Origin of the sequence: Bradyrhizobium sp. SZCCHNR1017, assembly GCF_032381375.1 — a bacterium.
GTDB lineage: Bacteria > Pseudomonadota > Alphaproteobacteria > Rhizobiales > Xanthobacteraceae > Bradyrhizobium.
The window spans coordinates 298450-323707 of record NZ_JAUHIR010000001.1 but is presented as its reverse complement, the minus strand read 5'-3'; the positions used below and the strand labels follow the sequence as shown (position 1 = coordinate 323707).

The following is a 25258-nucleotide window of genomic DNA, read 5'->3' as shown; positions in this document are numbered from 1 at the left end:
ACTGCACGCAACGCGTGCGGTCCCGTGGACGAACCCGGTTGTTCAGCAATTTCGTATGCTTAAGACGGTTTTTTCGTCTGACGGACCAAGCGTCGGGCAGCCGGCCCGGCTGCCGAAAGGCTTCCCCTTGGCGGCTTTGTTACCTATAACGCCGCCCACTGCCGCCACACCGCCGGGATGGGAATGGCCGACGCCGCGCACAACACGATCTATGTCCTCAACGGACCCAACCTCAACCTGTTGGGCACCCGCGAGCCGGAGACCTATGGCCATGCCACCCTGGCAGACGTCGAACGGCTCTGCGTCGAGACGGCCGCCCGCTTCGGCCTGACGGCGGAGTGCCGGCAGTCGAACCATGAGGGTGTGCTCGTGGATTGCATCCATGAGGCCCGCAGCCGCGGTGCGGTCGGAATCATCCTCAATGCCGGCGCCTACTCTCATACCTCCATTGCCTTGCACGACGCGCTGATGGGGGTGAAGATCCCCACCGTCGAAGTGCACATCAGCAACATTCACGCCCGCGAGAGCTTCCGGCACCATTCTTTCACCGCGAAGGCCGCGTTTGCCTCGATCTGCGGCTTCGGCATCGACGGCTACCGGCTGGCGATCACCGGCCTCGCCGCCAAGATCGGCGCCAAAGCCGTCACGCAGACCGACATCTAGCGCAAGCCTGACGTCACAGTCCTCACGCACCCAACGTTCCGGATCAGATCATGGCGCCCCAGCCCGACGACAAGACCATCGCGAAATCCGAAGACAGCCAGCTCATTCGCGAGCTCGCAGCGCTGCTGGATGAGACCAGCCTGACCGAGATCGAGCTGGAGCGTGCCGGCCTTCGCATCCGCGTTGCCCGCAACGTGACCGTTGCGGCGGCCGTCCATTCGGCCATCGGAACCGCCGCCGCTGGCGTTCCCGTGGTCGCAGCCGCCACCGCGGCAGCCGCCGGCGCGGACTTGTCAAAACATCCCGGCGTGGTGCCCTCTCCCATGGTCGGCACCGCCTACTGGGCGCCCGAGCCCGGCGCCAAGCCGTTCGTCGAGGTCGGCTCCAAGGTGTCCGTCGGTCAGACCCTGATGATCATCGAGGCGATGAAGACGATGAACCAGATTCCGTCACCGCGCGCCGGGACGGTGACGCAGATCCTGGTCGAGGACGGCCAGCCCGTCGAGTTCGGCGAGCCGCTGGTGATCATTGAATAATTGCGAGTAGCGAATGGCGAATAGCGAATAGCCGTCCGTTCCCTATTCGCTACTCCCTATTCGCTACTCGCCACTCGCGCCCGAGGCACCATGTTCGACAAGATCCTCATCGCCAATCGCGGCGAAATCGCCCTTCGCATCCTCAGGGCCTGCAAGGAGCTCGGTATCTCCACCGTCGCGGTGCATTCCACCGCCGACGCCGATGCGATGCATGTCCGCCTCGCCGACGAAAGCGTCTGCATCGGGCCGCCGCCGTCGAAGGACAGCTACCTCAACATTCCCGCCCTGCTCGCCGCCTGCGAGATCACCGGCGCCGACGCCGTGCATCCCGGCTACGGCTTCCTGTCGGAGAACGCGCGCTTCGCCGAGATTCTCGCGGACCACAATCTGCATTTCATCGGGCCGAAGGCGGAGCACATCCGCCTGATGGGCGACAAGATCGAGGCCAAGAAGACGGCCAAGCGGCTGGGCATTCCCGTCGTTCCAGGCTCGGATGGCGCTGTCACTCCGGACCACGACGCGATGGCGATCGCCAAGGAGATCGGCTTCCCGGTGCTGGTCAAGGCAGCCGCCGGCGGCGGCGGCCGCGGCATGAAGGTCGCCCACACTGAGGCCGACCTGCAGCTGGCGCTGACCACAGCGGCCAACGAGGCGAGATCGGCGTTCGGCGACGCCTCGGTCTATCTGGAGAAGTATCTGCAGAAGCCGCGTCACATCGAGATCCAGGTGCTCGGCGACGGCCGCGGCGGCGCCATCCATCTCGGCGAGCGCGACTGCTCGTTGCAGCGCCGCCATCAGAAGGTCTGGGAGGAAGGCCCCTCCCCGGTGCTTGACGCAGCGGCCCGGGCCAAGATCGGCAACACCGTCGCCAAGGCGATGCAGGAGCTGAAATATATCGGCGTCGGCACCATCGAATTCCTCTACGAGGACGGCGAATTCTATTTCATCGAGATGAATACCCGCATCCAGGTCGAGCATCCCGTCACGGAGATGATCACCGGGATCGACCTCGTACTGGAGCAGATCCGCATCGCCGCCGGCGGCGACCTGCCGATGACCCAGGACCAGGTTGTCATCAACGGCCACTCCATCGAGTGCCGCGTCAATGCGGAAAACCCTGTCACCTTCCGGCCCTCGCCGGGCAAAATCCTGCAGTACCATCCGCCGGGCGGCCTCGGCGTCCGCATCGACTCTGCCGTCTACCAGGGCTACGTGATCCCGCCCTATTACGACTCGCTGGTCGGCAAGCTGATCGTCCACGGCAAGACCCGGGTCGAATGCCTGATGCGGCTGCGGCGGGCGCTGGACGAGATGGTCGTCGACGGCATCGAGACCACGCTGCCGCTGTTCAGGGCCCTTGTCCGCGAGCCGGCCATCATCGATGGCGACTATCACATCCACTGGCTCGAACAGTACCTCGCTGGCCAGAAGGCGGAGTGAGCGGCTAACCGCAAAATTCCACTGACGCGCCGGAACCCTCCAGCCCGCACTGCGTTCTGCTCTTTCGGCGGTTCCGCTGAGGGGGCAGGTATTTCAATTGGCATGCGAGTGAGCGGTGGCGCCTGAGATTGGACAAAGGCGCACGCTGGGACAAATCCTGCTGCTGTCGGCGGGATTCCTGGTGCTGGTCGTCGTCAGCACGGCCTCGGTGCTGCTCGTCAACAAGGCCCGCAAAGACAACGCCTGGGTGGTGCACACCATCGAGGCGGAGAACCAGATCAACGCGCTGCTGCTCGAGGTCCGCCGGGCCGAGAGCGGCGCCCGCGCCTACCTGCTGACCCAGGACAATACGTTTCTGACCGATCACGACGCCGCCGTCACCGCGATCGCGCCGGTGCTCGACAAGCTCGGAACACTCGTGGCCGACAATCCTGCCCAGGTCGAGCTGCTCCGCCAGGTCCGCGCCGAAATCGACACCCGCCTCGGCCAGTTCAGGCGCGAGAAGGAGCTGGCCGCGCAGGGTGACCTCGCCGCCGCCGCCGCGCTCGTGCGGAGCGCCGCTTCCGGCAACACCAGCATCAACATCCGCGATCTCGCCAATCGCATGCGGCTGGAGGAAGAGCGGCTGTTCGTGCTGCGCACCGCCAATGCCGACCGCAGCCAGCAGCTGGCGACCGTCGTGACGGTGACTGGCTCGGCCCTGGTCGTCCTGCTCGCGATCATCTCGGTGCTCCTTGTGCGCCGCTCGACCAGCGCGCGCGACGAGGCCGAGGCCAGGCTGCGCGAGAGCAACCTCAACCTCGAAGCCACCGTCGACGAGCGCACCGCGGACCTGCGCGAGGCCAATGAGGAGATCCAGCGCTTCGCCTATATCGTGAGCCACGACCTGCGCTCGCCGCTCGTCAACATCATGGGCTTCACCAGCGAGCTCGACGAGCTGCGCAACGACATCTTCCGGCGGATCGCAACGCTGGCGCGGGCGGCCTCCGACGCGCCGCCGCCGGCGGAAGGCGCCGAGCCCGAGCTCGAAGGCGCCGACCAGCAGCTGTCGGAGGATTTCAGCGAGGCGCTCGGCTTCATCAAATCCTCGATCGCCAAGATGGACCGGCTGATCACGGCCATCCTCAACCTGACCCGCGAGGGCCGCCGCGAGTTCGTGCCGGTGCGGATCGATACCCGCGAGCTGATCGAGGGCATCGTCTCGACCCTGGCGCATCAGGCGGCGGAAACCGACACCACCATCCGCGTGGAACCGTTGCCGGCCATCGTCAGCGACCGCCTGGCGCTGGAGCAGATCTTCTCCAACCTGATCGACAACGCGATCAAATATCTCAAGCCGGGCGTTCCCGGCGACATCGCCATTCGCGCCCGTACCAAGCTCGGTTTTGCCATCTTCGAGGTTACGGACAACGGCCGGGGGATTGATCCCAGGGATCATCAACGTATCTTTGATCTTTTCCGTCGCGCCGGAACCCAGGACCGTCCGGGTCAGGGGATTGGATTGGCGCATGTCCGCGCGCTGGTGCGCCGGCTCGGCGGAACCATGTCGGTCGCGTCGGAGCTAGACCAGGGCAGCACGTTCACCATCACGCTCCCGATCAACTGGAACGCCTCAAACCGGAACTCAGACCGATGACCATGCCCGTGACGATCATCATGATCGAGGACGACGAAGGCCACGCCCGCCTGATCGAGCGCAACATCCGCCGGTCCGGCGTCAACAACGAGATCAAGCCGTTCACCAATGGTACAGATGCCGTGAAGTATCTGCTGGGTGCTGACGGCACCGGCCTTGATCACAAGGGGCACGCATTGCTGATCCTGCTCGACCTGAACCTGCCGGACATGACCGGCATCGACATCCTCAAGATGGTCAAGCAGAACAGTTTCCTGAAGAGCGCGCCGGTGGTCATCCTCACCACGACGGACGACTCGCAGGAGATCAAGCGCTGCTACGAACTCGGCTGCAACGTCTACATCACCAAGCCGGTCAACTACGAAAGCTTCGCCAACGCCATTCGCCAACTCGGCCTGTTCTTCTCCGTCATCCAGGTTCCGCCCGCCGCATGAGCTCCGCCGCCCCCACGCTGCTCTATATCGACGACGACGCAGCGCTGGCGCGGCTGGTCGAGCGCGGGCTCAAGCGATTGGGCTTCACGGTGGAACACGCCGCCGACGGCAGCGCGGGCTTGCAGCGGCTGGAGCGCGGCGGCATCGACGTCGTGGCGCTCGACCAGTACATGCCAGGCTTCGACGGACTCGAGACGCTGGAGCGCATCATGGCGCTGCCCGAACCGCCGCCGGTGGTGTTCGTCACCGCCTCACAGGATTCCAAGATCGCGGTCACGGCCCTGAAGGCCGGCGCGGCCGACTACCTCGTCAAGGACGTGCAGGGCGAGTTCATTCCCCTGCTGCAGGTCGCGGCCGAAGGCGCGGTGCGCCAGGCCCGGCTGCAGAAGGCCCGCGACGAGGCGGAGGCGGAAGTGCGGGCGTCACGCGACCGCTACGCGGCGCTGGCGGCCGAGCGCGAGGTCCTGCTGCGCGAGGTCAATCACCGCGTCGGCAATTCGCTGCAGATCATCGCCTCGCTGCTACATCTTCAGGCCAACTCCAGCACCCAGGACGACGTCAAGGCCGCGCTCACCAATGCAATGGGCCGCGTCGCCGCCGTGGCGCAGGTGCATCGCCGCCTCTACACGTCTCAGGATCTCAAGAGCGTGCTGCTCAACCAGTATCTGGATTCGCTGCTCGACGACCTGCGCCGCTCGGCGGAGGGCAACCGGATGTCGCGGCTGACCCTGAAGGCGGAGCCGGTCGAGATCGACCCGGATCGCGCGGTCGCGATCGGCATCGTCGTCAACGAGCTGGTCATGAACGCGGTCAAATACGCCTACCCCGATGGGCCGGGCCCGATCCATGTCGAACTGAAGCTTGCAGGTGAGGACATCGTGCTGTCGATCGCCGACAACGGCGTCGGCCTCAACGCAACCAGCGATCCGCGCTCGACCGGAATGGGCCAGCGCATCGTCAGCGCCATGGCGACCAAGCTCGACGCCACCGTCGGCCCCGATCCGAGCCATGCCGGCACCAGGATCGTGGTCCGCTTCCGCCTCGAAAAAGATGCTCCCAAGCCCGCGGCTGCCGCGGTCGGCTGAGCCGACGCAGCCGGCACGCAACCATCGCGCGCCCGGCATCGGCCTGCTATGCTGATCCCATGAATACGCGCGACTCTGCAGCGTCCGAGATTACGCCCGAGGTCCTGCTGCGTGCCTATGCCTGCGGCATCTTCCCGATGGCCGAAAGTGCCGACGACCCGACCTTGTTCTGGGTCGAGCCGGAGCTGCGCGGCGTCATTCCGCTCGACGGCTTTCGCGTCGCCTCGCGCCTTGCGCGCACGGTCCGGTCGGACGCCTTCGCCGTGACCGTGAACCAGGCGTTCAAGGCGGTGATGGATGGCTGCGCCGAGCCGCAGCCTGGCCGCGAGGACACCTGGATCAACAGGCGTATCCGCGAGCTCTACACCGGCCTCCACGCGCTTGGCCATTGCCACAGCGTCGAATGCTGGCAGGATGGCGAGCTGGTGGGCGGCCTCTACGGCGTCAGCCTGGGCCGCGCCTTCTTCGGCGAGAGCATGTTTCACCGCACCCGCGACGCCTCGAAGGTCGCGCTCGTGCATCTCGTCGCGCGGCTGATCGCCGGGGGCTTCGAGCTGCTCGACACCCAATACGTCACCGAGCACCTCAAGACCTTCGGCGCCGTTGAGATCCCGCGCCGGCGCTACACCGTGCTGCTCGAAAAGGCCCTGAGGGGGCCGGCCGCCAATTTCGCCAGGCTGGCGGTTGATCGGCCGATCTCGGGCACCGAGGCACTCGCGATCATCGCAGCGCGCGGCTGAGCGAGGTTATCTGAACACTCCGCCGAACGGTCCACCCGCCTGGGGCGGCGGCGGTGGTGGCGGCACCTGCTGGGTCTGAATCTGCTGCGGCGGCGATGGCGGTCTGGGCGCCGCCTGCCGCTGCTGCGGCGGACGCTTTTGCGCAGGCTGCGGCGCCGCGGCCGGCTTCTGATCCGGCGCGGCGGCGCTGACGACCGTGGTCTGCGGCTCTTTGCAGTCAACCAGCCAGATGTCGTAGATCGGGTGCTCGACGCCGTGCAGACCGGGGCTGGCCGCGAACATCCAGCCCGAGAAGATGCGCTTCACCTCGCCCTGCAAGGTGATCTCGTCGACCTGCACGAACGCGTCGGTGTTGGCGGCCTCGGTGGCTGGCCTCGTGTAGCAGGCGTCGGTCTTTACCCGGAGCGCCCCGAACTGCACGGTCTCGCCGATATCCTCGTCGAAATTGATGATGCGGCCGGTGATCTTGTCGAGCCCGGAGAAGCTCGCCTTCTTGTTGACGATCTTCTGCGCCGGCGGTTCGGTCACGACCTCGTCGCCCGGCTGGATGGTGGCCGGGGTCTGCGGTACCGCGCCGTTCGGCGGGATCGCTGCATTCTGGGGTGCGCCGCGTGGCGGTGCCTGCCGCTGACCAAGCGCAGCCCCCGGCTGGCCGGGTGGCGGCACGGCCGCAACCGGAGGATTGTTCTGTGGCAGGATCGTCGTTCCCGGCGGCGGCGCCAGCGGCTGGGATTGGACCGGACCCGGCAGGGCGGCGCCCTGCCCTGGCGGCGGACGGGTTGGCGCCGGCAGCACCCGGCCCTGCGGCAGCTCCGGGATCTCCTCCTCTTCCTCGGGAGGCGGAATCGGCTCGCCACGGCGCGGAATGTTGCCCGGCGGGCGCGGAACGGGATCGGAGAAAATGGTACCGATCTGCGCGCGCGCCGGCACGGACAGCGTGAGGGATGTGGCGGCCAGCAATGCCGCGATACCGGTCAGGACGATTGTTCGGTGCATCTCGCGCGGCTTTATCAGGCGAATCGGGGTTCGGGACAATCAAATCGCGTCATGACCCATCCGCCGCTCTCGATCAGCCCTCCCGTTAACATGTCGAATACGGCGGGGGAAGGGCGAGCTGCCAGCACTCCGCGTGCTGGTCAGCCGGTTCTTCCAATGAGATAGTCGTGATCAAGAGCCGGATCGGAACCGGCGCCAAAGGGAAGGAAATCGATGTCTGATTCGATCCGTCTCGACGGCCGAGTGGCCGTCGTTACCGGCGCGGCCGGCGTCATCGGCGCCGCGACCATGCGGCTGCTGGCCGCGCGCGGGGCCCGCATCGTCGCCGTGGACCGGCGCGAGGCCGATCTCGCCGCCGCGACGGCCGCCCTGCCGGCGAGCGCCGAGGCGCTCGCCGTGGCCGCCGACGTCACCGACGAGGACCAGGTCGCGGCTTATGTGCGACAAGCGTGCGATCGGTTCGGCACCATCGACGTGTTCTTCAACAATGCCGGCATCGAAGGCGAGATCAAGCCGATCACCGCATATCCGCTGGAGGCGTTCCGTCGCGTGCTCGACGTCAACGTCGTCGGCGTCTTCCTCGGCCTCAAGCACGTGCTGCCGGTGATGCTGAAGCAGAACCGCGGCTCGATCATCAACACCGCCTCGATCGCCGGCCTGATCGGCTCGCCGCAGATCGCCGTCTACAGCGCCAGCAAGCACGCGGTCATCGGCCTGACCAAGAGCGCGTCCTGGGAGTGCACCGGCACCAATGTCCGTGTGAACTGCATCTGCCCCGGGCTGATCGAGAGCCGCATGCTGAGCGCGATCATCGAAGGGCGCAGCGGCGCCGCGGTTCCGGCCGACAAGGTGGTCGATCGCGTCCCCGCGCGCCGGCTCGGCCAGGGCGCGGAGGTCGCCTCGATCGTCGCCTTCCTCGCCTCCGACGATGCCAGCTACGTCTCCGGCGCGGCCTACACCGTCGATGGCGGCCGCACCGCCGCCTGACGTCCCTTCAACTTGACCGTCTTTCAACCCGACAGGTTTTTGCAATGCCCGTGCAACTCGATGCCGATGCCGCTGCCGTCTACAAAGCATTTCAGGAGGCCGGTCGGCCGGCTTATGAGACGCTGACACCACAGGAGGCGCGGGACTACTATCTGGCCGCGCGCGTCGTGAGCAATCCCGAGCCGCCCGAGCTTGCGGACGTCAAGGACCTCGCCATCCCTGCCCCGCATGGCACAATCCCGGCACGGCTCTATCGGCCAAGGACGGTGCGGCAGACCAACGGTCTTGCACCAGGATTGGTGTTCTATCACGGCGGCGGCTGGGTGATCGGCAATCTGGAGTCGCATGACGTGGTCTGCCGCGCGCTGGCGCACGAAGGCGAACTGATCGTGATCTCGGTCGACTACCGCCTCGCGCCCGAGCACAAGTTTCCGGCCGCGGTCGACGACGCCGCCGCGGCCATACGATGGATCGCCGACAATGCTGCCGCGCTCGGCATCGATGCCGCCAGGCTCAGCGTCGGCGGCGATTCCGCCGGCGGCAATCTCGCCGCCGTCGTCGCGCTCTTGGCGCGTGACGGCAAGGGCCCGAAGCTCTCAGGCCAGGTGCTGATCTATCCGGCCACCGACTTTTCGATGAGCCATCCCTCGCACAGCGAGCCCGAGACCAGCGTGCTGCTGACGCATTCGGTGATCCGCTGGTTTCGCGACCATTATCTCAACAGTGCCGCCGACGTCCACGATTGGCGGGCCTCCCCGGCGAAGGCGGAAACCCTAGCCGGGCTACCGCCTGCCTATGTGCTCACGGCCGGCGCCGATCCGCTGCGCGACGAGGGCGACGACTACGCGCGCCGCTTGCGCGAGGCCGGCGTGCCTGTGACGCATCGCAACCATCCCGGCCAATTCCACGGCTTCTTCACGATGGGCAAGCTGCTCGACCAGGCCAATGTCGCCGCACGCGACATCGGCGCCTGGCTGAAGCAGCTCGACCGGCCCGGCGGCATCTGAGCGTTACCGCGCTGAGCTCAGAACGCACCGACCCGCGAGTTCGCGGGTCGTGCTCACATGCGGCCGAAGTCGTCGCGTGTGAGATCGGCTTGCTCGCGCTCGAGCAGCAGCTACATCCCGCGCAAGCCGGCCGGGACGACTGGACAGCTCACATTTCATTCCTCGCAGCAGGAGACTCCCGCATGAAGACCGTGAACCTCGCCGACAAGCTGAGCCAATTCTCAGGCCATTGGGACCCGCACGTGGTCGCGGACTACAACGACAATGACGTGATGGTCGTGAAGTTCATGGGAGAATTCCCGTTCCACAAGCATGACACGACGGATGACTTCTTCCTGGTCCTGGAAGGCGAGATGGAGATGGACATTCAGGGGCAGCCGTCGCGGACGGTGAAGGCCGGCGAGTTGTTCGTCGTCCCCAAAGGGGTCGTCCACCGGCCGCGCGCGGCCAAGGAGGTCAAGGTGCTCCTGATCGAACCCAAGGGCGAACCGAACTCCGGCGACTCCGACCGGGTGCCCGCGCCCAAGCCGCGCATCTGACTCGCCGGAAGGCGTCAGACCTTCGGGCCTCCGCGAGCTTGAGATATCATTCAGAGCGGACAGGTGAGCAGGATAAACATGGAGCCAACTCTGGAGATTGCGCTGGCTTGGTTCAAGCCCGAAGAGTGGGAGGACATCAGGCGGATCTGCCCGGATCTGCACGACACTTATGAAGAATGGCTGGCCAGCGCTCAGGAGGTCATCGACACGATCGGCAGTCGCCCGGACGAGCGGATCGTGAAAGTGATCCTGACCGCGGCCGAGCTTCGGAAATGGCAACGTGCGACAGGCCGCAAAGTCGATGGCAGGGTTCGCTCACAGCTTGCCGCCAGGCGCGCGCGCAAGATCCGCAACGAGTCCCCACAGCCGGCTCCCGAGCCCCGTTCTGGCTCAGAAGGCAGTCGCTGACGCTTGTCGCTCAGTTCGCTCAGGCGGGCCAGGGCAAGTTCTGAGGGCGCAACGGCCGCCCATGCAGCGAACGAAGCGGAGCATCGCCGAAATGTCCGCTGTTCTTGCGCTGCAACCGAGATAGTGTCCCGTCGCCCGCAAGGACGGCTTATGGCCGTCTGGCAGGCCCCTCCTCCAATAGGATCGCTCCGATGTTCGACCGCTTGACCCGCCAGCCCGAGGATCCCCTGCTCGCTCTGATCGGCATCTTCAAGGCTGACCCGAGAGCCGACAAGGTCGATCTCGGCGTCGGCGTGTATCGCGACGAGGCCGGCCATTCGCCGATCTTCCGCGCTGTGAAAGCTGCGGAGCGCATCATCTGGGAGAGCCAGGACAGCAAGAGCTATGTGGCGCCGGAAGGCGACCAGCTCTTCCTCGACCTGCTGTGGTCGCTCGTCGGCGGCCCCGCGCCCTCGGTCCATGCCGCAGGCGTGCAGACCCCGGGCGGCTCGGGTGCGCTCCGCCTCGCCGCCGATTTGATCCGCCAGGCCGGCACCGGCAAGATCTGGCTCGGACTGCCGAGCTGGCCCAACCACGCCGGCATCTTCGCCGCGGCGGGGCTCGAGGTCGAGACCTATCCCTACTTCGACGTTCCGTCGCAGACGCTGCAGCTCGACCGCATGCTGGAGGCGCTGCAGCGCGCCGCGCCCGGCGACGCCGTCCTGATCCACGCCTCCTGCCACAACCCGACCGGCGCCCCGCTCAGCACCGAGGACTTTGCGCGCATCACCGCCGTGATGGCCGCGCGTGGCCTCGTGCCGCTGATCGACTCCGCTTATCAGGGTTTTGGCGCCGGTCTCGAGGGCGATGCCGCCGGCCTGCGGGCAATGGTCGCGGCCCTGCCCGAGGCGCTGCTGGCGGTGTCCTGCTCGAAGTCCTTCGGACTCTACCGCGAGCGGACCGGCGCGCTCTACGCCGTCGCCTCGGCACAGGCCGCAGCCGAGACCGCGCGCTCCAATCTCGTCTCCATCGCCCGCACCAGCTATTCGATGCCGCCCGACCATGGCTCGGCGATCGTCAAGACGATTCTCGACACGCCGGACCTCTATGCCGACTGGAGCAGCGAGCTCGAGACGATGCGCCAGCGCCTCGCCGCGCTGCGCCGCTCTTTTGCCGAGGCGCTCGGCGGGCGCTGGTCCAACACGATCGCGATCGGCGTCCAGGAAGGCATGTTCTCGCTGCTGCCGGTGACGCCGGCCGAGGTCATGACTTTGCGCGAAAAGCACGGCGTGTACATGCCGACCTCGGGCCGCATCAACATTGCAGGCCTGAAGCTCGCCGACGTCGCGCGCGTTGCCGGCCTGTTCAAGTCGCTTTGAAACATCGCCTGCAAGGATCAAGGCCGTGACAGAGATCGTCGCTCAGGAGCGGCACAAGCTCTACGAGGACGCGATGGCGCTGACGCTGGGCACGCTGTTCGTGTCGCTCGGCATGCTGATCTACAGCAAGACGGTGCTGCTGGTCGGCAGCACCGCCGGTCTGTCGCTGCTGTTGAGCTACATCAGCGGTTATGGTTTCGGCGTCAGCTTCTTCCTGATCAATCTGCCGTTCTATGCGTTGGCCGTCCGGCGCATGGGCTGGCCGTTCACGATCCGCACCTTTGTCGCGGTCGGGCTCGTCGCCCTGTTCTCACGGCTGACGACGTCATGGATCGACATCAGCCATATCGATCCGATCTATGCCACCGTAATCGGCGCCGGCCTGACCGGGACCGGCCTGTTGATGCTGTTCCGGCATCGCACCGGGCTTGGCGGGATCAACATTCTGGCGCTGTATCTGCAGGAGCACTGGAAGATCCGCGCCGGCTATTTCCAGCTCGCCGTCGATTTCCTCATCATGATCGCCGCGTTCTTCGTCATCCCCGTGAACCGGCTGGCGCTGTCGATCCTCGGCATCGTGATCGTCAACGTCATCATCGCGATCAACCACAAGCCGGGGCGCTATATGGCGCTGAGCTGAACGGCCGAGCTCCAAGCGCAAGGTCGATCTGCGCTCGGATAGCCCCACCGTGACACGCGCCGGATGCCGCACGAGTGCGCTGCACCTTGCCAGACGGCGCATTCCGTGGGATGAAAGCTCTGGTATGCCAGCAACCGAGGCAATGGGTTACCGCATCCGTCCGCTCCTGCCGGACGCCTGACGGACTCGTCGGTACGGCTGGATCGCCAACAAGAAACGCGAACGCAAAATCTCGAACCGATCTCTGGGGACGACCAAGGTATGGCACGCAACATTCTGATTCTCGGGGCCTCCTACGGCTCCCTCCTCGGCACCAAGCTGCTGATGGCCGGCCACAACGTGACGCTGGTCTGCCGCAAGAAGACAGCCGAGCTGATCAACCGCGACGGCACGGAAGTCCGCATCAAGCTGCGCGACGAGCCGGCGCATCGCTCGATCTTCTCGCGCGACCTGCCGGGCAAGCTCGACGCGGCCACGCCCGATAGCGTCGACCTGTCGCGCTACGACCTGGTCGGTCTTGCGATGCAGGAGCCGCAGTACACCAACCACACCATTCGCGTGCTGATGGTGAAGATCGCCGAGGCCAAGCTGCCGTGCCTCTCGATCATGAACATGCCGCCGCTGCCCTATCTCAAGCGCATCCCGGCGCTCGCCAACGTCGACCTCGACGAGGCCTACACCAATCCCGCGGTGTGGGAACGCTTCACGCCCGGGCTGGTCACGCTGTGCTCGCCGGATCCGCAGGCCTTCCGTCCGCCGGAGGAAGCCGCCAACGTGCTGCATGTCGGCCTGCCGACCAACTTCAAGGCCGCCGCGTTCGAGGACGAGACGCACAACGCGTTGCTCCGCGAGCTGGAGCGCGACATCGACGCGGTCAGGCTCGACGGCCAGGACGTGCCCGTGAAGCTGAAGGTGTTCGACTCGCTGTTCGTGCCGCTGGCGAAGTGGTCGATGCTGCTCACCGGCAACTACCGCTGCATCACCCGCGGTGAACCGCAGGCGATCCGCGATGCCGTGCATAGCAATCTCGCCCAGTCGAAATCGATCTACGAGCATGTCGATGCCATCGCCCGCAAGCTCGGCGCCGATCCGAGCGACCAGGTGCCGTTCGAGAAATACGCCAAGGCGGCCGAGAGCCTGCTCAAGCCGTCGTCGGCCGCGCGCGCCGTCGCCGCGGGCGCGCCGTTCATCGAACGCGTCGACCTTCTGGTGAAGCTGATCTCGCAGCAGCTCGGCATGCCCAACCCCGACATCGAGCAGACGGTGCAGACGGTCGACTTCAAGCTCAACGAGAAGATCGTGGTCGGCGGCTCCAGCGCGCAGTGATGCGCAGGCGCCGACATCGTCCGTAACCAGATGTGACTTTGCATGAACGCGCGGCCGACGCATGGTTCGCGCGTTCATTGATTCCCATCGTTCGGAATGAAGATGCCGTCCTTCGGGCCTCTCGCTTTTCCTCTGCAGGCCCTGAGCTGGCTCGGCAATCAGGGCACCCGCGCCATCGTCGCGGTTCTGCTGGCGGCAATCGCCGTGCCGCCGCTGGGCGAGCTGGCGCGGCCCTACGTCACACAGGCGATCTTCCTGCTGCTCTGCATCTCCTTCATGCGCGTCGACGTCGCGATGCTAACAGCGCATCTGCGCCGCCCGCTGCTGGTGGTGGCCGCGACCGCATGGACCACGATCGCCGTGCCGACGCTGGTCGGCACGATTGGACGCATCGCCGGCGTCGATGCCACCGCGCCCGACCTGTATCTCGCGCTGATGCTGCAGGGGACGGCCTCGCCGATGATGGCCTCGCCCGCACTCGCCGCGCTGATGGGGCTCGACGCGACGCTGGTTCTCATCACGCTGGTGACCTCGACCGCGCTGGTGCCGCTGACGGCGCCGCTGTTCGCCTATGTGTTTTTGGGTGAGACATTGTCACTGTCTCCGGCCGCGCTCGGGCTGAAGCTCGCCGCCATCCTTGCGGGCGCCCTGGCGGCGGCCGCCGCGATCCGCCTTGCCCTCGGCATCGCGACGATCCGCCGCCACCGCGCGCCGATCGACGGCGTCAACGTCCTCATCCTGTTCGTGTTCGCGTCCGCCATCATGGCCCATTTCCTGGCCGACCTGGCCGCCAGCCCGTTCCGCATGCTGGGACTGGCGCTGCTCGCCTTCACCGTGTTCTTCCTGTTGCTTGGTACCACGATGCTGCTGTTTCGCGGCGCGGGGCGCGAACGCGCGATGGCGCTCGGCATGATGGTGTCGCTACGCAACATGGGGCTGATGCTCGCGGCGACCGAGGGCGCGATCCCCGGCACCACCTGGCTGTATTTCGCGATGAGCCAGTTCCCGATCCACCTTGCGCCGCAACTGTTGCGCCCGCTCGCCGAGCGCCTGCGTCCAAGGCCGCTTCCATCGGGCGGGACCGATCACGGCTTGATCAATCCTGCATCGGAATGAGGCAGAGCAGCAACGGCATGCGGCCGTTCCGGCATGACACGACGGCGAGCCGCTTACTATCAAGGCCGACATGGTTGTTGCTGGCGTGCAAGGCCGGCGCTACGCTCCGTGCCTGTTGGTGCAGGAGGATTATGTGACCACGTCAGACGATCAGAAAATTTCCGAAGACCGCCGCGATGCGCTGCGCTACGCGCTCGCCATCGGCTCCGGTGCCGCGCTTGCGTCCGCCATGACGACGACGCCCGCCTCGGCGCAAGCGGCCGACAACACGCTCGACCGCGTCCGCGCCAACAAGGTGCTGCGCATCGCCGTGCTGCCGGGCGAGCTGCCCTATTTCAACAAGGATCTTGCCACCGGCACCTGGTCGGGCTTCTCGATCGAGATGGCCAACGACATCGCCAAGCTGCTCGACGTGAAGCTCGAATATGTCGAGTCGACCTACGGCAATTCGGTGCTCGACCTGCAGGCCGGCAAGATCGATCTCGGCTTCGCCCTCAACCCGACGCCGCAGCGCGCGCTGGTCATCGACTTCTGCGGCACGGTGTTCCCGCATCCGTTCGGCGCCATGCTGAAGAAGGGCATGGAAGCGAAGACCTGGGCCGACATCAACAAGCCGGAAGTGAAGATCGCCGTCGACGTCGGCTCGGCCAACGAGGCGGTGGCGCGGCGCTTTGCTCCCAACGCCACGATCAAGTCGCTCAAGTCGCGCGACGAAGTGATGCTGGAGATGGCCTCGGGCCGCGTCGACGTCGTCGTCAACGCCCTGATCCTGGGCCTCACCGCAATCGCCAAGAACCCCAATCTCGGCTCCTACAAGATCCTGCAGTCGCCCTCGGTCGCGATCCCCTCCAGCATGGGCGTGCGCCGCGAGGCCGACAAGCGCTGGCGCGACTTCCTCGCGGTGTGGATCGACTACAACCGCGGCATCGGCCAGATGCGCGAATGGTTCGTCAAGGGCCTGGGGCTGGCCGGCGTCAAGGCCGAGGACGTGCCGGTCGAGGTGAATATCTAAGCGAAGCCACGCTCTCTCCCAGCGTCATTGCGAGGAGCGCAGCGACGAAGCAATCCAGGACCGTTCGTGCCGCCCTGGATTGCTTCGCGTCGCTCGCAATGACGGAGGCATTCGATGATGTATCGCCTCACGCCTTGTCGTACGTCATGCCGCGCTCGAAGCGGCGGCCCAGGAGCGTCGCCGGAAACAGGATCGCGAAATAGATCAGCGCGATGATGGTGTAGACCTCGAGCGGCCGATAGGTGTCGGCGTTGATCAGCGTCGCGTTGTAGACGAGATCGGGCACTGCGATCACCGACACCAGCGAGGTGTTCTTCAACTGCGTCACCGACTGGTTGACGTAGGGCGCCAGCATCGGCTTCAAGGCCTGTGGCAGGATCACGAGCCGCATCATCCGCCACGGACGCAGGCCGAGCGCGCGCGCCGCATCCCATTGCCCGCGTGGCACGCTCTCGATGCTGCCGCGCACGATCTCGGCATAGAACGCCCCGGCGTAGAGCGACAGCACGGTGACCGCGGCGACATGCGCCGGAATGTTGACGCCGATCACCACCGGGAACGCGTAATAGAACCAGATGATCTGCACCAGCAGCGGGGTGCAGCGGAACAGCTCGATATAGCCGATCAACAGCCAGTCGATCACGACCGGACGGCGCAGCCTGACGATGCCGACGACGAGCCCGATCACCGAGCCGAGCAGGATGGTGCCGAGCGTGTACGCCATGGTCCAGCCGAGCCCCAGCCAGAACAGATGGCTGTACTTGGCGAGGATGGCGAAATCCCAGGTATAGTTCATCGCAGCTCCGGCGTGACGCGGTCGCGGCCCCTCACAGATACCGGCTCGGAGCAAAGGCGGAGACGTCGAACGACGGCGCCTCGCCCGTGATCATCGCGGCGATCGCCGCGCCCGTGGCCGGCCCCGTGGTGAAGCCGATATGCTGATTGCCGAATGCAAGCCACAGGCCGGAATGGCGCGGCGCCGGCCCGATCATCGGCAGCGAATCCGGCAAGGTCGGCCGCGCGCCGCGCCATGGCTGGGCCACGGCCTCGCCGAACTCGACCACGCCGCGCGCCAGCGGGACCACCTGCTCGAGCTGGGCGAAATTCGACGGCGCATCGCGATCGGTCAGCTCGACGCCGGAGGTGACGCGCACGCCGTTCTCCATCGGCGTCATCAGGAAGCTGCCCTCGGCGTCGTGGATCGGACGGTACAGCATGCGCTCCGGATTGGGCGTGAACTCCTGGTGATAGCCGCGCTCGAACGCCATCGGCACCCGGTAGCCGAGCGACCTGAGAATGTCCGGCGACCAGGGACCGAGCGCAACCACGACATGACGGGCGCGAATCTCGCCGTCGCCGAGCACGACACGCCAGCCGTCCCCGTCGGACAGCACCGCCCTGATCTCGGACTGCCGCAGCACGCCGCCCGCGCCCTCGAACATCCGCGCGTAGGCTTTCGTCACATTGCCGGGCGAGTCGACCGACGCGGTCTGGCTATGCAGCAGTCCCACTTTGTAGACCGGCAGCATATTAGGCTCGAGCGCGGAAATGCCCTGGCGGTCGAGCAGCTCGCTCTTGATGCCGTATTCGGCCAGGAGAGCCTGCTCCGCCTTGGCCGCTCCGACAGCGTCGCTGCGCCACGCCTTGAGCCAGCCGGTCTCGCGGATCCGCTGCGGCTCGCCGGCGCGAACGATCCAGTCGCGATGCAGTTTCAGCGACGCGCCGATCAGGCCATGCAGCGCGGTGGCGCGCGGCTTGACGCGGGACTCCACGGCATTGGCGAGAAAGCGCAGCACCCATTCGACATTGCGCAGCGTCCATGCCGGATCCCAGCGCAGCGCCGCGCTCTTGTTGCCGAGATAGGACGGCAGGGCCTTGAACAGCGAGGGCTTGTTGAGCGGAAGGATCGAACCGGAGGAGAGAATGCCGGCATTGCCGTACGATGTCTCCTCGCCCGGCGCCTTGCGGTCGACCAGCACCACCGAGAGCCCGCGCTCCCGGATGGCGTAGGCGGAGGAGACGCCGACGATCCCCGCTCCCAGCACGACCACGTCGGCTGTCTGCTGCATACGCTCCATCGTCTCTCGATCCATCTGCTGCTTACATCAGGGTCAGGCCGCCATCGACCGGCAGCACCGCGCCGGTGACGTGGCCGGCGTCTTTCGACAGCAGGAAGGTCACGGCCGCGGCGATGTCGTCGGGCTCGGCGAGGCGCTGTTGCGGATTGGCCGCCGCCGCCGTCTGCCACGCGGCCGGATCGAGCGAGCCGAGCCGTCCCGCATCCTTGCGCGTATAGCCGGGCACGACGACATTCGCGGTGCCGCCGCACGCAGCCAGCTCGATGGCGAGGCATTTCACCAGCGCCTCCAGCGCCGCCTTGGCGGCGGCCGAGGCCGGGAAGGTGCCGCCCGGCACGAAGCGGTGCGCGACGAAGCTGGAGATCGCGACCACGCGCGCATGGGTGCTCTGCACGAGGTCAGGGAGCGCGGCGCTGGCGAGCTCATGAAATGCCGCGGGCATCACTGCGAGTGAGCGGTCGAGCCCGTCGCGCGGCAGATCGCGAAAGCTGCGGCGGTCGGCAAAGCCGGCAGCATGCACCACCGCGTCGATCCGGCCGAACCGCGTTCGTGCCGCAGCCGCCAGCTCGGTGGCAACGCCCTGCCTGACCAGATCGCCGCAATGAAACTCGGCTTCGGCGCCGGCCTCCCGGCACGCCGCGGCGACGTCCCGCAGACGCGCGAGACCTGCTTCGTCAGCCCCCTGCCCGTGCAGCATCAAGGCCTGCCCCGGTGCGGCCACGCGGCGCGCCACCGCAGCGCCGATGCCGGCCCCGCTGCCGGTGATGATGGTGACACGCATCGCGCCTCGTCTACCCCTCGGTTTCGCGGGGCGGACTATAGGTCTCACACCTGCCGATGCCAACACGCGGACGGACATGCGCCGATGTCCGTCGCGCGGGACTTCTTGCGCCTCAGACGTTCAGAACGTCCAGGTCGAACGGCTGAGTTCGCCGCTCAGCACTTGGCGCCGACTTTGCACTTGTTGGTCGACTGTGAAATCGTGCCGCCCTTGCCGCTGCAGGTGGCGGCATAGGCATTCACGCAGGCGACCTTCGCGGATGTGCAGCCCGCATGATCGTTCTTCACGCAGATCGTCTCGCTATAGGTCTCGATCGTGCTGCCGCCTTTCTTGCAGACGCACATTCCGGTGACTTCGGCTTTTGCCGCAAAAGCGCTGTCGACACTGCCGACCGCGGCAGCAGCAAACAAAATCAGGGACAGAAATACGCGCATCGTATCCTCCATGGACAAAGTGGCAATGCGCGTACTATGCGCGCTTCGCGCATGTCACACAACTTTAAATTGTCTCAACTGCCATCGAGGATCGTCGCCCGCGGCTGCTCGTCCACTGATCCAGGTCAGGCGGTGAGGCGTGCCGCGCGCCGCAGGGCCTGCGGCGGCTGGCCGAAGGCGCGAATGAAGGCGCGGCGCATCCGCTCAGGATCGCGAAAGCCGGTCGCCTCGGCCACCAGCTCGATCGGCTGATGCGAAGCCTGCACGCGATCGCGCGCCACCTCCAGCCTGAGACGCTCGATCGCCTTCGACGGCGTCGTGCCGGTCTCGGCCACGAAGGCGCGGGTGAAATGCCGCGTGCTCATGCCGGCACGCTCGGCAAGGTCGTCGACCGTCAGCGGCGCATCGAGATGCTCCCGCGCCCAGGTCAGGAGCTCGGCGAAGCGGCCGCTCGGCGCCTTCAGCTCCAGCAGCGAGGAGAACTGCGACTGCCCGCCGCTGCGGCGATGATACAGCACGAGCTGACGTGCGGTCTTCTGCGCGATCTCCTCGCCGTGATCGTCGGCGACCATGGCGAGTGCGAGATCGATGCCGGCAGTGATCCCAGCCGAGCTCCAGACATTGCCGTCGCGGACGTAGATGCTGTCAGGCTCGAGCTTCACTTGGGGGTAGGCTCGCAGGAACTGCCGCGTGCGCTGCCAATGCGTGGTCGCGCGCCGCCCGTCCAGCAGGCCCGCTTCGGCCAGCACGAAGGCGCCGGAACAGATGCTGGCAAGCCGGGTGCCCCGCTGCGCGACCTTACGAACGAAGTTCAGCGTGCATGCGTTGCGGCTCGCAGCTTCCACGCCCTCGCCGCCGGCGATCAGCAGCGTGGTCAGCGCCGACACCGGACCGAATTTCCGCGCCAGCATTTCGGCCCCTGACGACGACCGCACGGGTCCGGGCGTGGCGGCGACGACCCTGATCGATGGCGCGGCGCGCGCATAACGCGAAGCGATCTCGAACACCGAGATCGGTCCGGCGGCGTCGAGCAACTGAAAATCGGGGTAGATGAGCACGCCGATCATGGTGGATGACTCCGTGAGCCCAAGTCCGTGAGCCCAAGTGCGAAATCCCAAGCCCGTCCGGAAACGAGGGAACTTTGGCATATGCGCCATCCAGCGGACCATGCAGAATGCCCGCCGTCAAGCACCACACCTGCGAGCACCGCCATGGCCCAACCGCTCTCGATCGCTCTCGTCCTGTTTCCACATCTGACCCAGCTCGATCTCACCGGTCCGGTGCAGGTGTTCTCCAGCGTGCCGGGGGCGACACTGCATCTGGCGTGGAAGAGGATCGAGCCGATTCCGACCGACTCGGTCCTCACACTGATGCCGACCACCACCTTCGCTGACTGTCCGCAGGCGGACGTGATCTGCATTCCCGGCGGCTTCGGCGTCGACGCCATCCTCGATGACGCCGAGGTCATCGGCTTCATCCGCCGCCAAGCCGAACGAGCCAGGTACGTCACCTCGGTGTGCACGGGCTCGCTCGCGCTCGGCGCCGCCGGCCTGCTGGATGGCTATCGCGCAGCGACCCATTGGAGCGCGCGCGAGTGCCTGCCGCTGTTCGGGGCCACCGTCAGCACCGAGCGCGTCTGCATCGACCGCAACCGGATCACCGGCGGCGGCGTCACGGCCGGCATCGACTTCGCGCTGACCCTGGTGGCGCAGTTGGTCGATCGTCAGACGGCGGAGGCAATCCAGCTCAGACTCGAATACAATCCGGCGCCCCCTTTCACCGCTGGATCCCCCGACACGGCGCCGCCCGAGGTGGTGTCACGCATGCTGGAGCGGATCGCACCGTTCCGGAAGCGGCGAATCGAGGCGGCGGAGCATGCGGCGGCCGCCCTCAGGAGCAACCCGGCGTAGCGCAGGCTTGGCAGGCTCCCGACAGTAAAGAGGCCGCCCAGAGCTCGGGGCGGCCTTTTCCGATCGGGTCATCTCGAGCGAAATCGAATCAGCCGCCAGGAGTCCAGGGCTGATAATCACCGGTGGCCTTTGGCCTGCGACCGCTGCCCAAGGTCGAGCCGGCCGGGCGATACGCCAGCGCAGTCCCCGTCAGGTTCGGCTCATGCGGCTTTTCCCACTCGCGGGGCTTGTAGCCCTCCTGAGTCGGCGGCACATCGACCATATGATGCATCCAGCCGTGCCATTCGGGCGGAATACGGCTGGCTTCGGCCAGTCCGTTATAGATCACCCAGCGCCGCTCGAAATGCAGCACCGGGTCGATCTTGCCGCCGGCAGTCCGATAATAGCGGTTGCCCTGTGCGTCCTGCCCCACGAGCTCGCCGAAGCGCCAGGTCCACAATTGCGTGCCGAAAGTCTGGCCGTTCCACCACGTGAAGAGCTTGAGAAAGAACTGTTTCATGGGCTTGGGGCCGGTTCTGTGAAGGTCCCGGTTCTGATGCCACCCCGCCCGCATCTTGTCCAGTGTTGCACCGCTCCGCCCGCGACGATGTATCGGTTCGCGGCGGGGAACGACATCCGCGGCCTGCGGTTAGGTCACTTTCCCCCCCTGATGGAGCGATAGCGATGACCAGACTGAAGAGATGGAGCACTGCGGCGGCAGTGGCGCTGATTCTGCCGCTGGCGGCAGCGACGACGAGCTTTGCCCAGGGTCCCGGCGGCGGTCGTGGTCCGGGCGGCGGTGGTGGTGCCGCCATCGGCGGGGGCGGTGGCGCGGCCATCGGTGGTGGCGGCGGCGGAGCGATCGGCGGCGGCGGACGCGGCGGCTTTGCGGCCGGCCCGGGTGGCGCCGGGATGAGCGGCGGCAGCTTCGCCGGACGCGCAGCCGTTGGCGGCGCAGCGCTGGCGGGTCGCGGTCCGGCGGCCGGCGCCAACGTCGCCGTCAACACGGGTGGCGGCCGCGGCAACTGGAGCGGCGGCAATTGGAGTGGCGGCGGCTGGCAGGGCGGTCACCGTGGCGGCTGGCATCACCGCGGCGGCGGCTTCTGGCCGGGTGTCGGCGTTGGCGTCGGGATCGGATTGGGCAGCAGCTATGCCTACTACAACGATCCGTATTATTACGGGCCCGACTATTACTCCGACTACTCGTACTATGACGACTCCGCGCCTGTCGCCATCGTTGGAACCGAAGGCGTCGACCCGAGCTACTGCGCACGCAGGTACCGCTCGTATGATCCGGCTTCGGGAACCTATCTCGGCTATGATGGCTTTCGCCATCCATGTCCGTAAGAGTCTGACATAGTAGCTGCGACAACAGAGGGCGGCGAGCCTATGCTCGCCGCCTTTTTCGTGCCGTATTGTTGTTTGTTCTGTGTCTAATGCGCCACGTTGCAGGCTGATTTTCGCCCATATTTCAAAATGTGCCTCGCGACGTGCAGATGATCGGCCCGTTTCGGTCCAATATCGTTTGAGCATGTGATTCTGCCCGTTTGGCCGCTTCGCAGGCTTGGTTGATATCAGTTGATGGACACATGGATTTTCGCGGAACTCGCGCAATGCAAACGCCGCGGGTGAGTGGCTTGGGCCTGCCGCCCGCGAACGCGCCAAGAACTTCGAACAAGGAGGCGCGCCTTGCCGACATATCTTCACTGCTTGGACGCAGCTGCATCGAAACTCGGATGCATATGGCTGGCCGCGCTGATCCCCGGCCCCGCTGGCGGACGTGTCGATGATTGAGAAACGCAGATGACCTATCAGCGTCTCGCATTGGGGCTCGGTCTCGGAACGCTGCTGGCGATCGGCGCCGCGTCCACGGCGCTCGACATCAAGTCGCGCCACGACGCGGCCTGGGTGAATTCATCGCTCGACATCCTGCAGAAGACCTCCGATCTGCGTCTGCTGCTACGCGAAGCGGAAGCGACCTCTCGCGGCTACGCACTCGTCGGTGACGATCAATTCAGGACGGAGTTTGCCGATGTCAGCACGAGAATTCCGGTCGCCATGGCCGAGCTGCGGCGCGCCGTGGCCGACAATCCCGAACCGCTGAAGCTTCTGACCGAGACCGAAGCCCTGATTGTCCGCAGGGTCGAGCTCGCTGCGGAGTTGATCCGGTTGCACGCCGCCTCGGATCGTGCGGGGCTCGAAGCCCTCAGAAGCCGCGCCGAAGGGCCGGCAACCATGAGCGAGATCACGGCCCATCTCGACCGTTTCGTTGCCGATCAGCGCAAGCTGCTGACGCAGCGTTCGATGACGTCGAAATCCACCGGATCGCTGCTGCTCACGATCGACCTGTGCGGTCTCGCGCTGCTGCTGATCATCGCCTTCTACCTCATCCGGCGGACGTATCTCCACGATCGTGCGCTGCGCGCGTCGCTGGTCCGCTCCGAAGCCGAGGCCAACTCGCTGGCGGAAAAGGCCGAGCAGCAGCATCTCGACCTGATCGCCGCCCATGAGAAGCTGCGCCATTCCGCCGAGATCCTGCAGAACACGTTCAACAGCATGGCAGAGGGCGTGCTCGTCATCGATGCCACGGACACGGTGGTCTTCTCGAACCCCGCGGTCGAACATCTGCTCGGCTACAGCCCGGAAAAGAATCTGGCCGACGTCCGCGCGCGCCTCCGCGTCTACGAAAGCGACGGCGTGACGCCTGTTGCAGCGCACGACCTGCCGACGCCGCGAGCGTTGCGGGGCGAGAGCTTCGACCGCCGCGAGCTGATCGTCTACCGGCCCGACCAGGACGAGACGCTGCGGCTGATGATCTCCGGCCGCCCGCTGCGCGACGCCGCGGGCGGCATTACCGGCGCGGCGATGGTCTATCACGACATCACCACGGCGCACGAGACCGAGCGGCTGCTGCAGCAGGCGCAGAAGCTGGATGCGATCGGCAAGCTCACCGGCGGCGTCGCACACGACTTCAACAACATGCTGACGATCATTACCGGCACCATCGAAACGCTGGCCGACGAGGTGAAGGACCGCCCCGCCGCCGCGGCGACCGCAGCGCTGATCGGACAGGCGGCAGACCGCTGCACCGAGCTGATCCGGCATCTGCTCGCCTTCGCCCGCAAGCAGCCGCTGCATCCGCGCGACAGCGACGTCAACAGCACGATTCTCGACATCGCAAAGCTGCTGCGTCCGACGCTCGGCGAGCAGATCGAGATCAACTCGATCCTCGAAGAGGAGACGCTGATCACGCACATCGATTCGGCGCAGCTCGCCAACTCCCTGGTCAACATGGCGATCAACGCCCGCGACGCGATGCCCAATGGCGGCAAGCTGCTGCTGGAATCGCGCAGGGTGGAGCTCGATGAGGCCTATGCCTCAGCCAACGCCGGCGTGACGCCCGGCCCCTATGTCATGGTCGCCGTCAGCGACACGGGTACTGGCATGTTGCCGGAGGTCCGCGACCGCGCCTTCGAACCCTTCTTCACGACGAAGGAAGCCGGCAAGGGCTCCGGCCTCGGCCTCAGCATGGTCTACGGCTTCGTCAAGCAATCCGGCGGCCACATCAAGATCTACAGCGAGGAAGGACGGGGCACCACGATCCGGCTCTACATCCCTGTGCCCAAGGGACAGGCTGCGAGCCCTGCTCCGCCCGAGCCCCCGCCGCCGCGCGGCGAGGAGACCATCTTCATCGTCGAGGACGATCCACTGGTGCAGGACTTCGTCGTCTCACAGTTGCAGAGCCTCGGCTACAAGACCATCACCGCATCGACCGGGGTCGAGGCGCTGGCCAAGATCGACTCCGGCCAAAGCTTCGATCTCCTGTTCACCGACGTCATCATGCCCGGCGGCGTCAACGGCAAGGAGCTCGCCGAGGAGGCGCTGCGGCAGCGGCCCGGCACCAAGGTGCTGTACACGTCCGGCTATACCGACAATGCGATGGTCGAGCACGGTCGCCTCGACCAGGCTGCGCTCCTGCTCACCAAGCCCTATCGAAAGTCGGAGCTCGCCAAGATGGTGCGGCTGGCGCTGGCAGGCCCCGTGGATGACGCCTTGGCCGATGATGCCTTGGCCGAGAACGCCTTTTCCGAGGACGCGCAGACGCGCGCTCACTTCTCCTGACTTGACCATCGCGCAGATCGGAACTGCGATC

Annotated in this window: 26 protein-coding genes; 19 read left to right on the top strand and 7 right to left on the bottom strand. The window is 66.2% G+C overall.

Annotated elements, in window-relative coordinates; translation table 11 throughout:
* Positions 1-183: 183 nt before the first annotated feature.
* The 7 genes from aroQ (at position 184) to aat (ending at position 6534) form a co-directional block, all read left to right on the top strand.
* Positions 184-663 carry a type II 3-dehydroquinate dehydratase gene (gene aroQ, locus QW863_RS01605; RefSeq protein WP_315712200.1) on the top strand — a complete coding sequence of 160 codons (480 nt, stop codon included), beginning with the start codon at positions 184-186 and terminating at the stop codon, positions 661-663.
* Positions 664-713: 50 nt separating this feature from the next.
* The gene (gene accB / locus QW863_RS01600; protein ID WP_315712201.1) at positions 714-1199 is read left to right on the top strand and encodes an acetyl-CoA carboxylase biotin carboxyl carrier protein; all 486 of its coding nucleotides are present in this window, start codon (positions 714-716) and stop codon (positions 1197-1199) included.
* Between the two features lie 90 nt (positions 1200-1289).
* Entirely contained in the window at positions 1290-2639 is a 1350-nt protein-coding gene (gene accC, locus QW863_RS01595) for an acetyl-CoA carboxylase biotin carboxylase subunit (protein WP_315712202.1), read from the top strand.
* A 115-nt stretch (positions 2640-2754) separates the two neighbouring features.
* A complete protein-coding gene (locus QW863_RS01590) occupies positions 2755-4275 on the top strand; it encodes a sensor histidine kinase (RefSeq protein ID WP_315712204.1) in 1521 nt (506 codons plus the stop codon).
* Positions 4272-4709, top strand: coding sequence for a response regulator (locus tag QW863_RS01585; RefSeq protein WP_172109443.1), 438 nt, complete (start codon positions 4272-4274; stop codon positions 4707-4709). The genes QW863_RS01590 and QW863_RS01585 overlap by 4 nt, the downstream gene beginning before the upstream one ends.
* Positions 4706-5794, top strand: a complete 1089-nt coding sequence (locus QW863_RS01580; protein WP_315712206.1) for a sensor histidine kinase — start codon at positions 4706-4708, stop codon at positions 5792-5794. Before QW863_RS01585 ends, QW863_RS01580 begins: the two co-directional genes overlap by 4 nt.
* Before the next feature lie 59 nt (positions 5795-5853).
* The gene (aat, locus tag QW863_RS01575) at positions 5854-6534 is read left to right on the top strand and encodes a leucyl/phenylalanyl-tRNA--protein transferase (RefSeq protein WP_315712207.1); all 681 of its coding nucleotides are present in this window, start codon (positions 5854-5856) and stop codon (positions 6532-6534) included.
* A 6-nt stretch (positions 6535-6540) separates the two neighbouring features.
* On the opposite strand, the gene QW863_RS01570 is transcribed toward aat, so the two are convergent.
* Complete coding sequence (locus tag QW863_RS01570) at positions 6541-7530, bottom strand: DUF2155 domain-containing protein (RefSeq protein ID WP_315712209.1); 990 nt, start codon at positions 7528-7530, stop codon at positions 6541-6543.
* Positions 7531-7743: 213 nt separating this feature from the next.
* Between QW863_RS01570 and QW863_RS01565 the strand changes: the two genes are divergently transcribed.
* From QW863_RS01565 to QW863_RS01525, 9 genes are all read left to right on the top strand, one after another.
* Positions 7744-8517 carry an SDR family oxidoreductase gene (locus QW863_RS01565; protein ID WP_315712210.1) on the top strand — a complete coding sequence of 258 codons (774 nt, stop codon included), beginning with the start codon at positions 7744-7746 and terminating at the stop codon, positions 8515-8517.
* Between the two features lie 44 nt (positions 8518-8561).
* On the top strand, positions 8562-9524 hold the full coding sequence (locus tag QW863_RS01560; RefSeq protein ID WP_315712211.1) for an alpha/beta hydrolase: 963 nt from the start codon (positions 8562-8564) through the stop codon (positions 9522-9524).
* Between the two features lie 182 nt (positions 9525-9706).
* Positions 9707-10063 carry a cupin domain-containing protein gene (locus QW863_RS01555; protein ID WP_315712213.1) on the top strand — a complete coding sequence of 119 codons (357 nt, stop codon included), beginning with the start codon at positions 9707-9709 and terminating at the stop codon, positions 10061-10063.
* Positions 10064-10141: 78 nt separating this feature from the next.
* Positions 10142-10471 (top strand): hypothetical protein, encoded by a 330-nt coding sequence (locus tag QW863_RS01550; protein ID WP_315712215.1) that lies wholly within the window; start codon positions 10142-10144, stop codon positions 10469-10471.
* 191 nt (positions 10472-10662) lie between these two features.
* Positions 10663-11829 (top strand): amino acid aminotransferase, encoded by a 1167-nt coding sequence (locus tag QW863_RS01545; protein WP_315712217.1) that lies wholly within the window; start codon positions 10663-10665, stop codon positions 11827-11829.
* A 25-nt stretch (positions 11830-11854) separates the two neighbouring features.
* Positions 11855-12469 (top strand): YitT family protein, encoded by a 615-nt coding sequence (locus QW863_RS01540; protein WP_315712219.1) that lies wholly within the window; start codon positions 11855-11857, stop codon positions 12467-12469.
* Positions 12470-12730: 261 nt separating this feature from the next.
* A complete protein-coding gene (locus tag QW863_RS01535; protein WP_315712221.1) occupies positions 12731-13795 on the top strand; it encodes a ketopantoate reductase family protein in 1065 nt (354 codons plus the stop codon).
* 102 nt (positions 13796-13897) lie between these two features.
* Complete coding sequence (locus QW863_RS01530) at positions 13898-14911, top strand: Na+-dependent transporter (RefSeq protein ID WP_315712223.1); 1014 nt, start codon at positions 13898-13900, stop codon at positions 14909-14911.
* A gap of 133 nt (positions 14912-15044) precedes the next feature.
* A complete protein-coding gene (locus QW863_RS01525) occupies positions 15045-15923 on the top strand; it encodes a transporter substrate-binding domain-containing protein (RefSeq protein ID WP_315712225.1) in 879 nt (292 codons plus the stop codon).
* A 127-nt stretch (positions 15924-16050) separates the two neighbouring features.
* Here the strand turns inward: QW863_RS01525 and QW863_RS01520 are convergent, their stop codons facing one another.
* From QW863_RS01520 to QW863_RS01500, 5 genes are all read right to left on the bottom strand, one after another.
* Entirely contained in the window at positions 16051-16719 is a 669-nt protein-coding gene (locus QW863_RS01520) for an amino acid ABC transporter permease (protein ID WP_315712227.1), read from the bottom strand.
* A gap of 31 nt (positions 16720-16750) precedes the next feature.
* A complete protein-coding gene (locus QW863_RS01515) occupies positions 16751-18001 on the bottom strand; it encodes an FAD-binding oxidoreductase (RefSeq protein ID WP_315712229.1) in 1251 nt (416 codons plus the stop codon).
* A 22-nt stretch (positions 18002-18023) separates the two neighbouring features.
* Positions 18024-18782, bottom strand: a complete 759-nt coding sequence (locus tag QW863_RS01510; protein ID WP_315712231.1) for an SDR family NAD(P)-dependent oxidoreductase — start codon at positions 18780-18782, stop codon at positions 18024-18026.
* A 155-nt stretch (positions 18783-18937) separates the two neighbouring features.
* Complete coding sequence (locus QW863_RS01505; RefSeq protein ID WP_315712234.1) at positions 18938-19216, bottom strand: hypothetical protein; 279 nt, start codon at positions 19214-19216, stop codon at positions 18938-18940.
* Positions 19217-19341: 125 nt separating this feature from the next.
* Positions 19342-20283: a GlxA family transcriptional regulator gene (locus QW863_RS01500; protein WP_315712236.1), complete on the bottom strand. Its 942-nt coding sequence runs from the start codon at positions 20281-20283 to the stop codon at positions 19342-19344.
* A gap of 144 nt (positions 20284-20427) precedes the next feature.
* On the opposite strand from QW863_RS01500, the gene QW863_RS01495 reads away from it, so the two are divergent.
* Positions 20428-21126, top strand: a complete 699-nt coding sequence (locus QW863_RS01495) for a DJ-1/PfpI family protein (protein ID WP_315712238.1) — start codon at positions 20428-20430, stop codon at positions 21124-21126.
* A gap of 88 nt (positions 21127-21214) precedes the next feature.
* Here the strand turns inward: QW863_RS01495 and QW863_RS01490 are convergent, their stop codons facing one another.
* Positions 21215-21625 (bottom strand): NADH:ubiquinone oxidoreductase subunit NDUFA12, encoded by a 411-nt coding sequence (locus tag QW863_RS01490; protein WP_315712239.1) that lies wholly within the window; start codon positions 21623-21625, stop codon positions 21215-21217.
* A gap of 164 nt (positions 21626-21789) precedes the next feature.
* Between QW863_RS01490 and QW863_RS01485 the strand changes: the two genes are divergently transcribed.
* Together QW863_RS01485 and QW863_RS01480 are read left to right on the top strand one after the other, a co-directional pair.
* The gene (locus QW863_RS01485) at positions 21790-22452 is read left to right on the top strand and encodes a BA14K family protein (protein WP_315712240.1); all 663 of its coding nucleotides are present in this window, start codon (positions 21790-21792) and stop codon (positions 22450-22452) included.
* 456 nt (positions 22453-22908) lie between these two features.
* Entirely contained in the window at positions 22909-25227 is a 2319-nt protein-coding gene (locus tag QW863_RS01480) for a CHASE3 domain-containing protein (protein ID WP_315712241.1), read from the top strand.
* Positions 25228-25258: the final 31 nt, after the last annotated feature.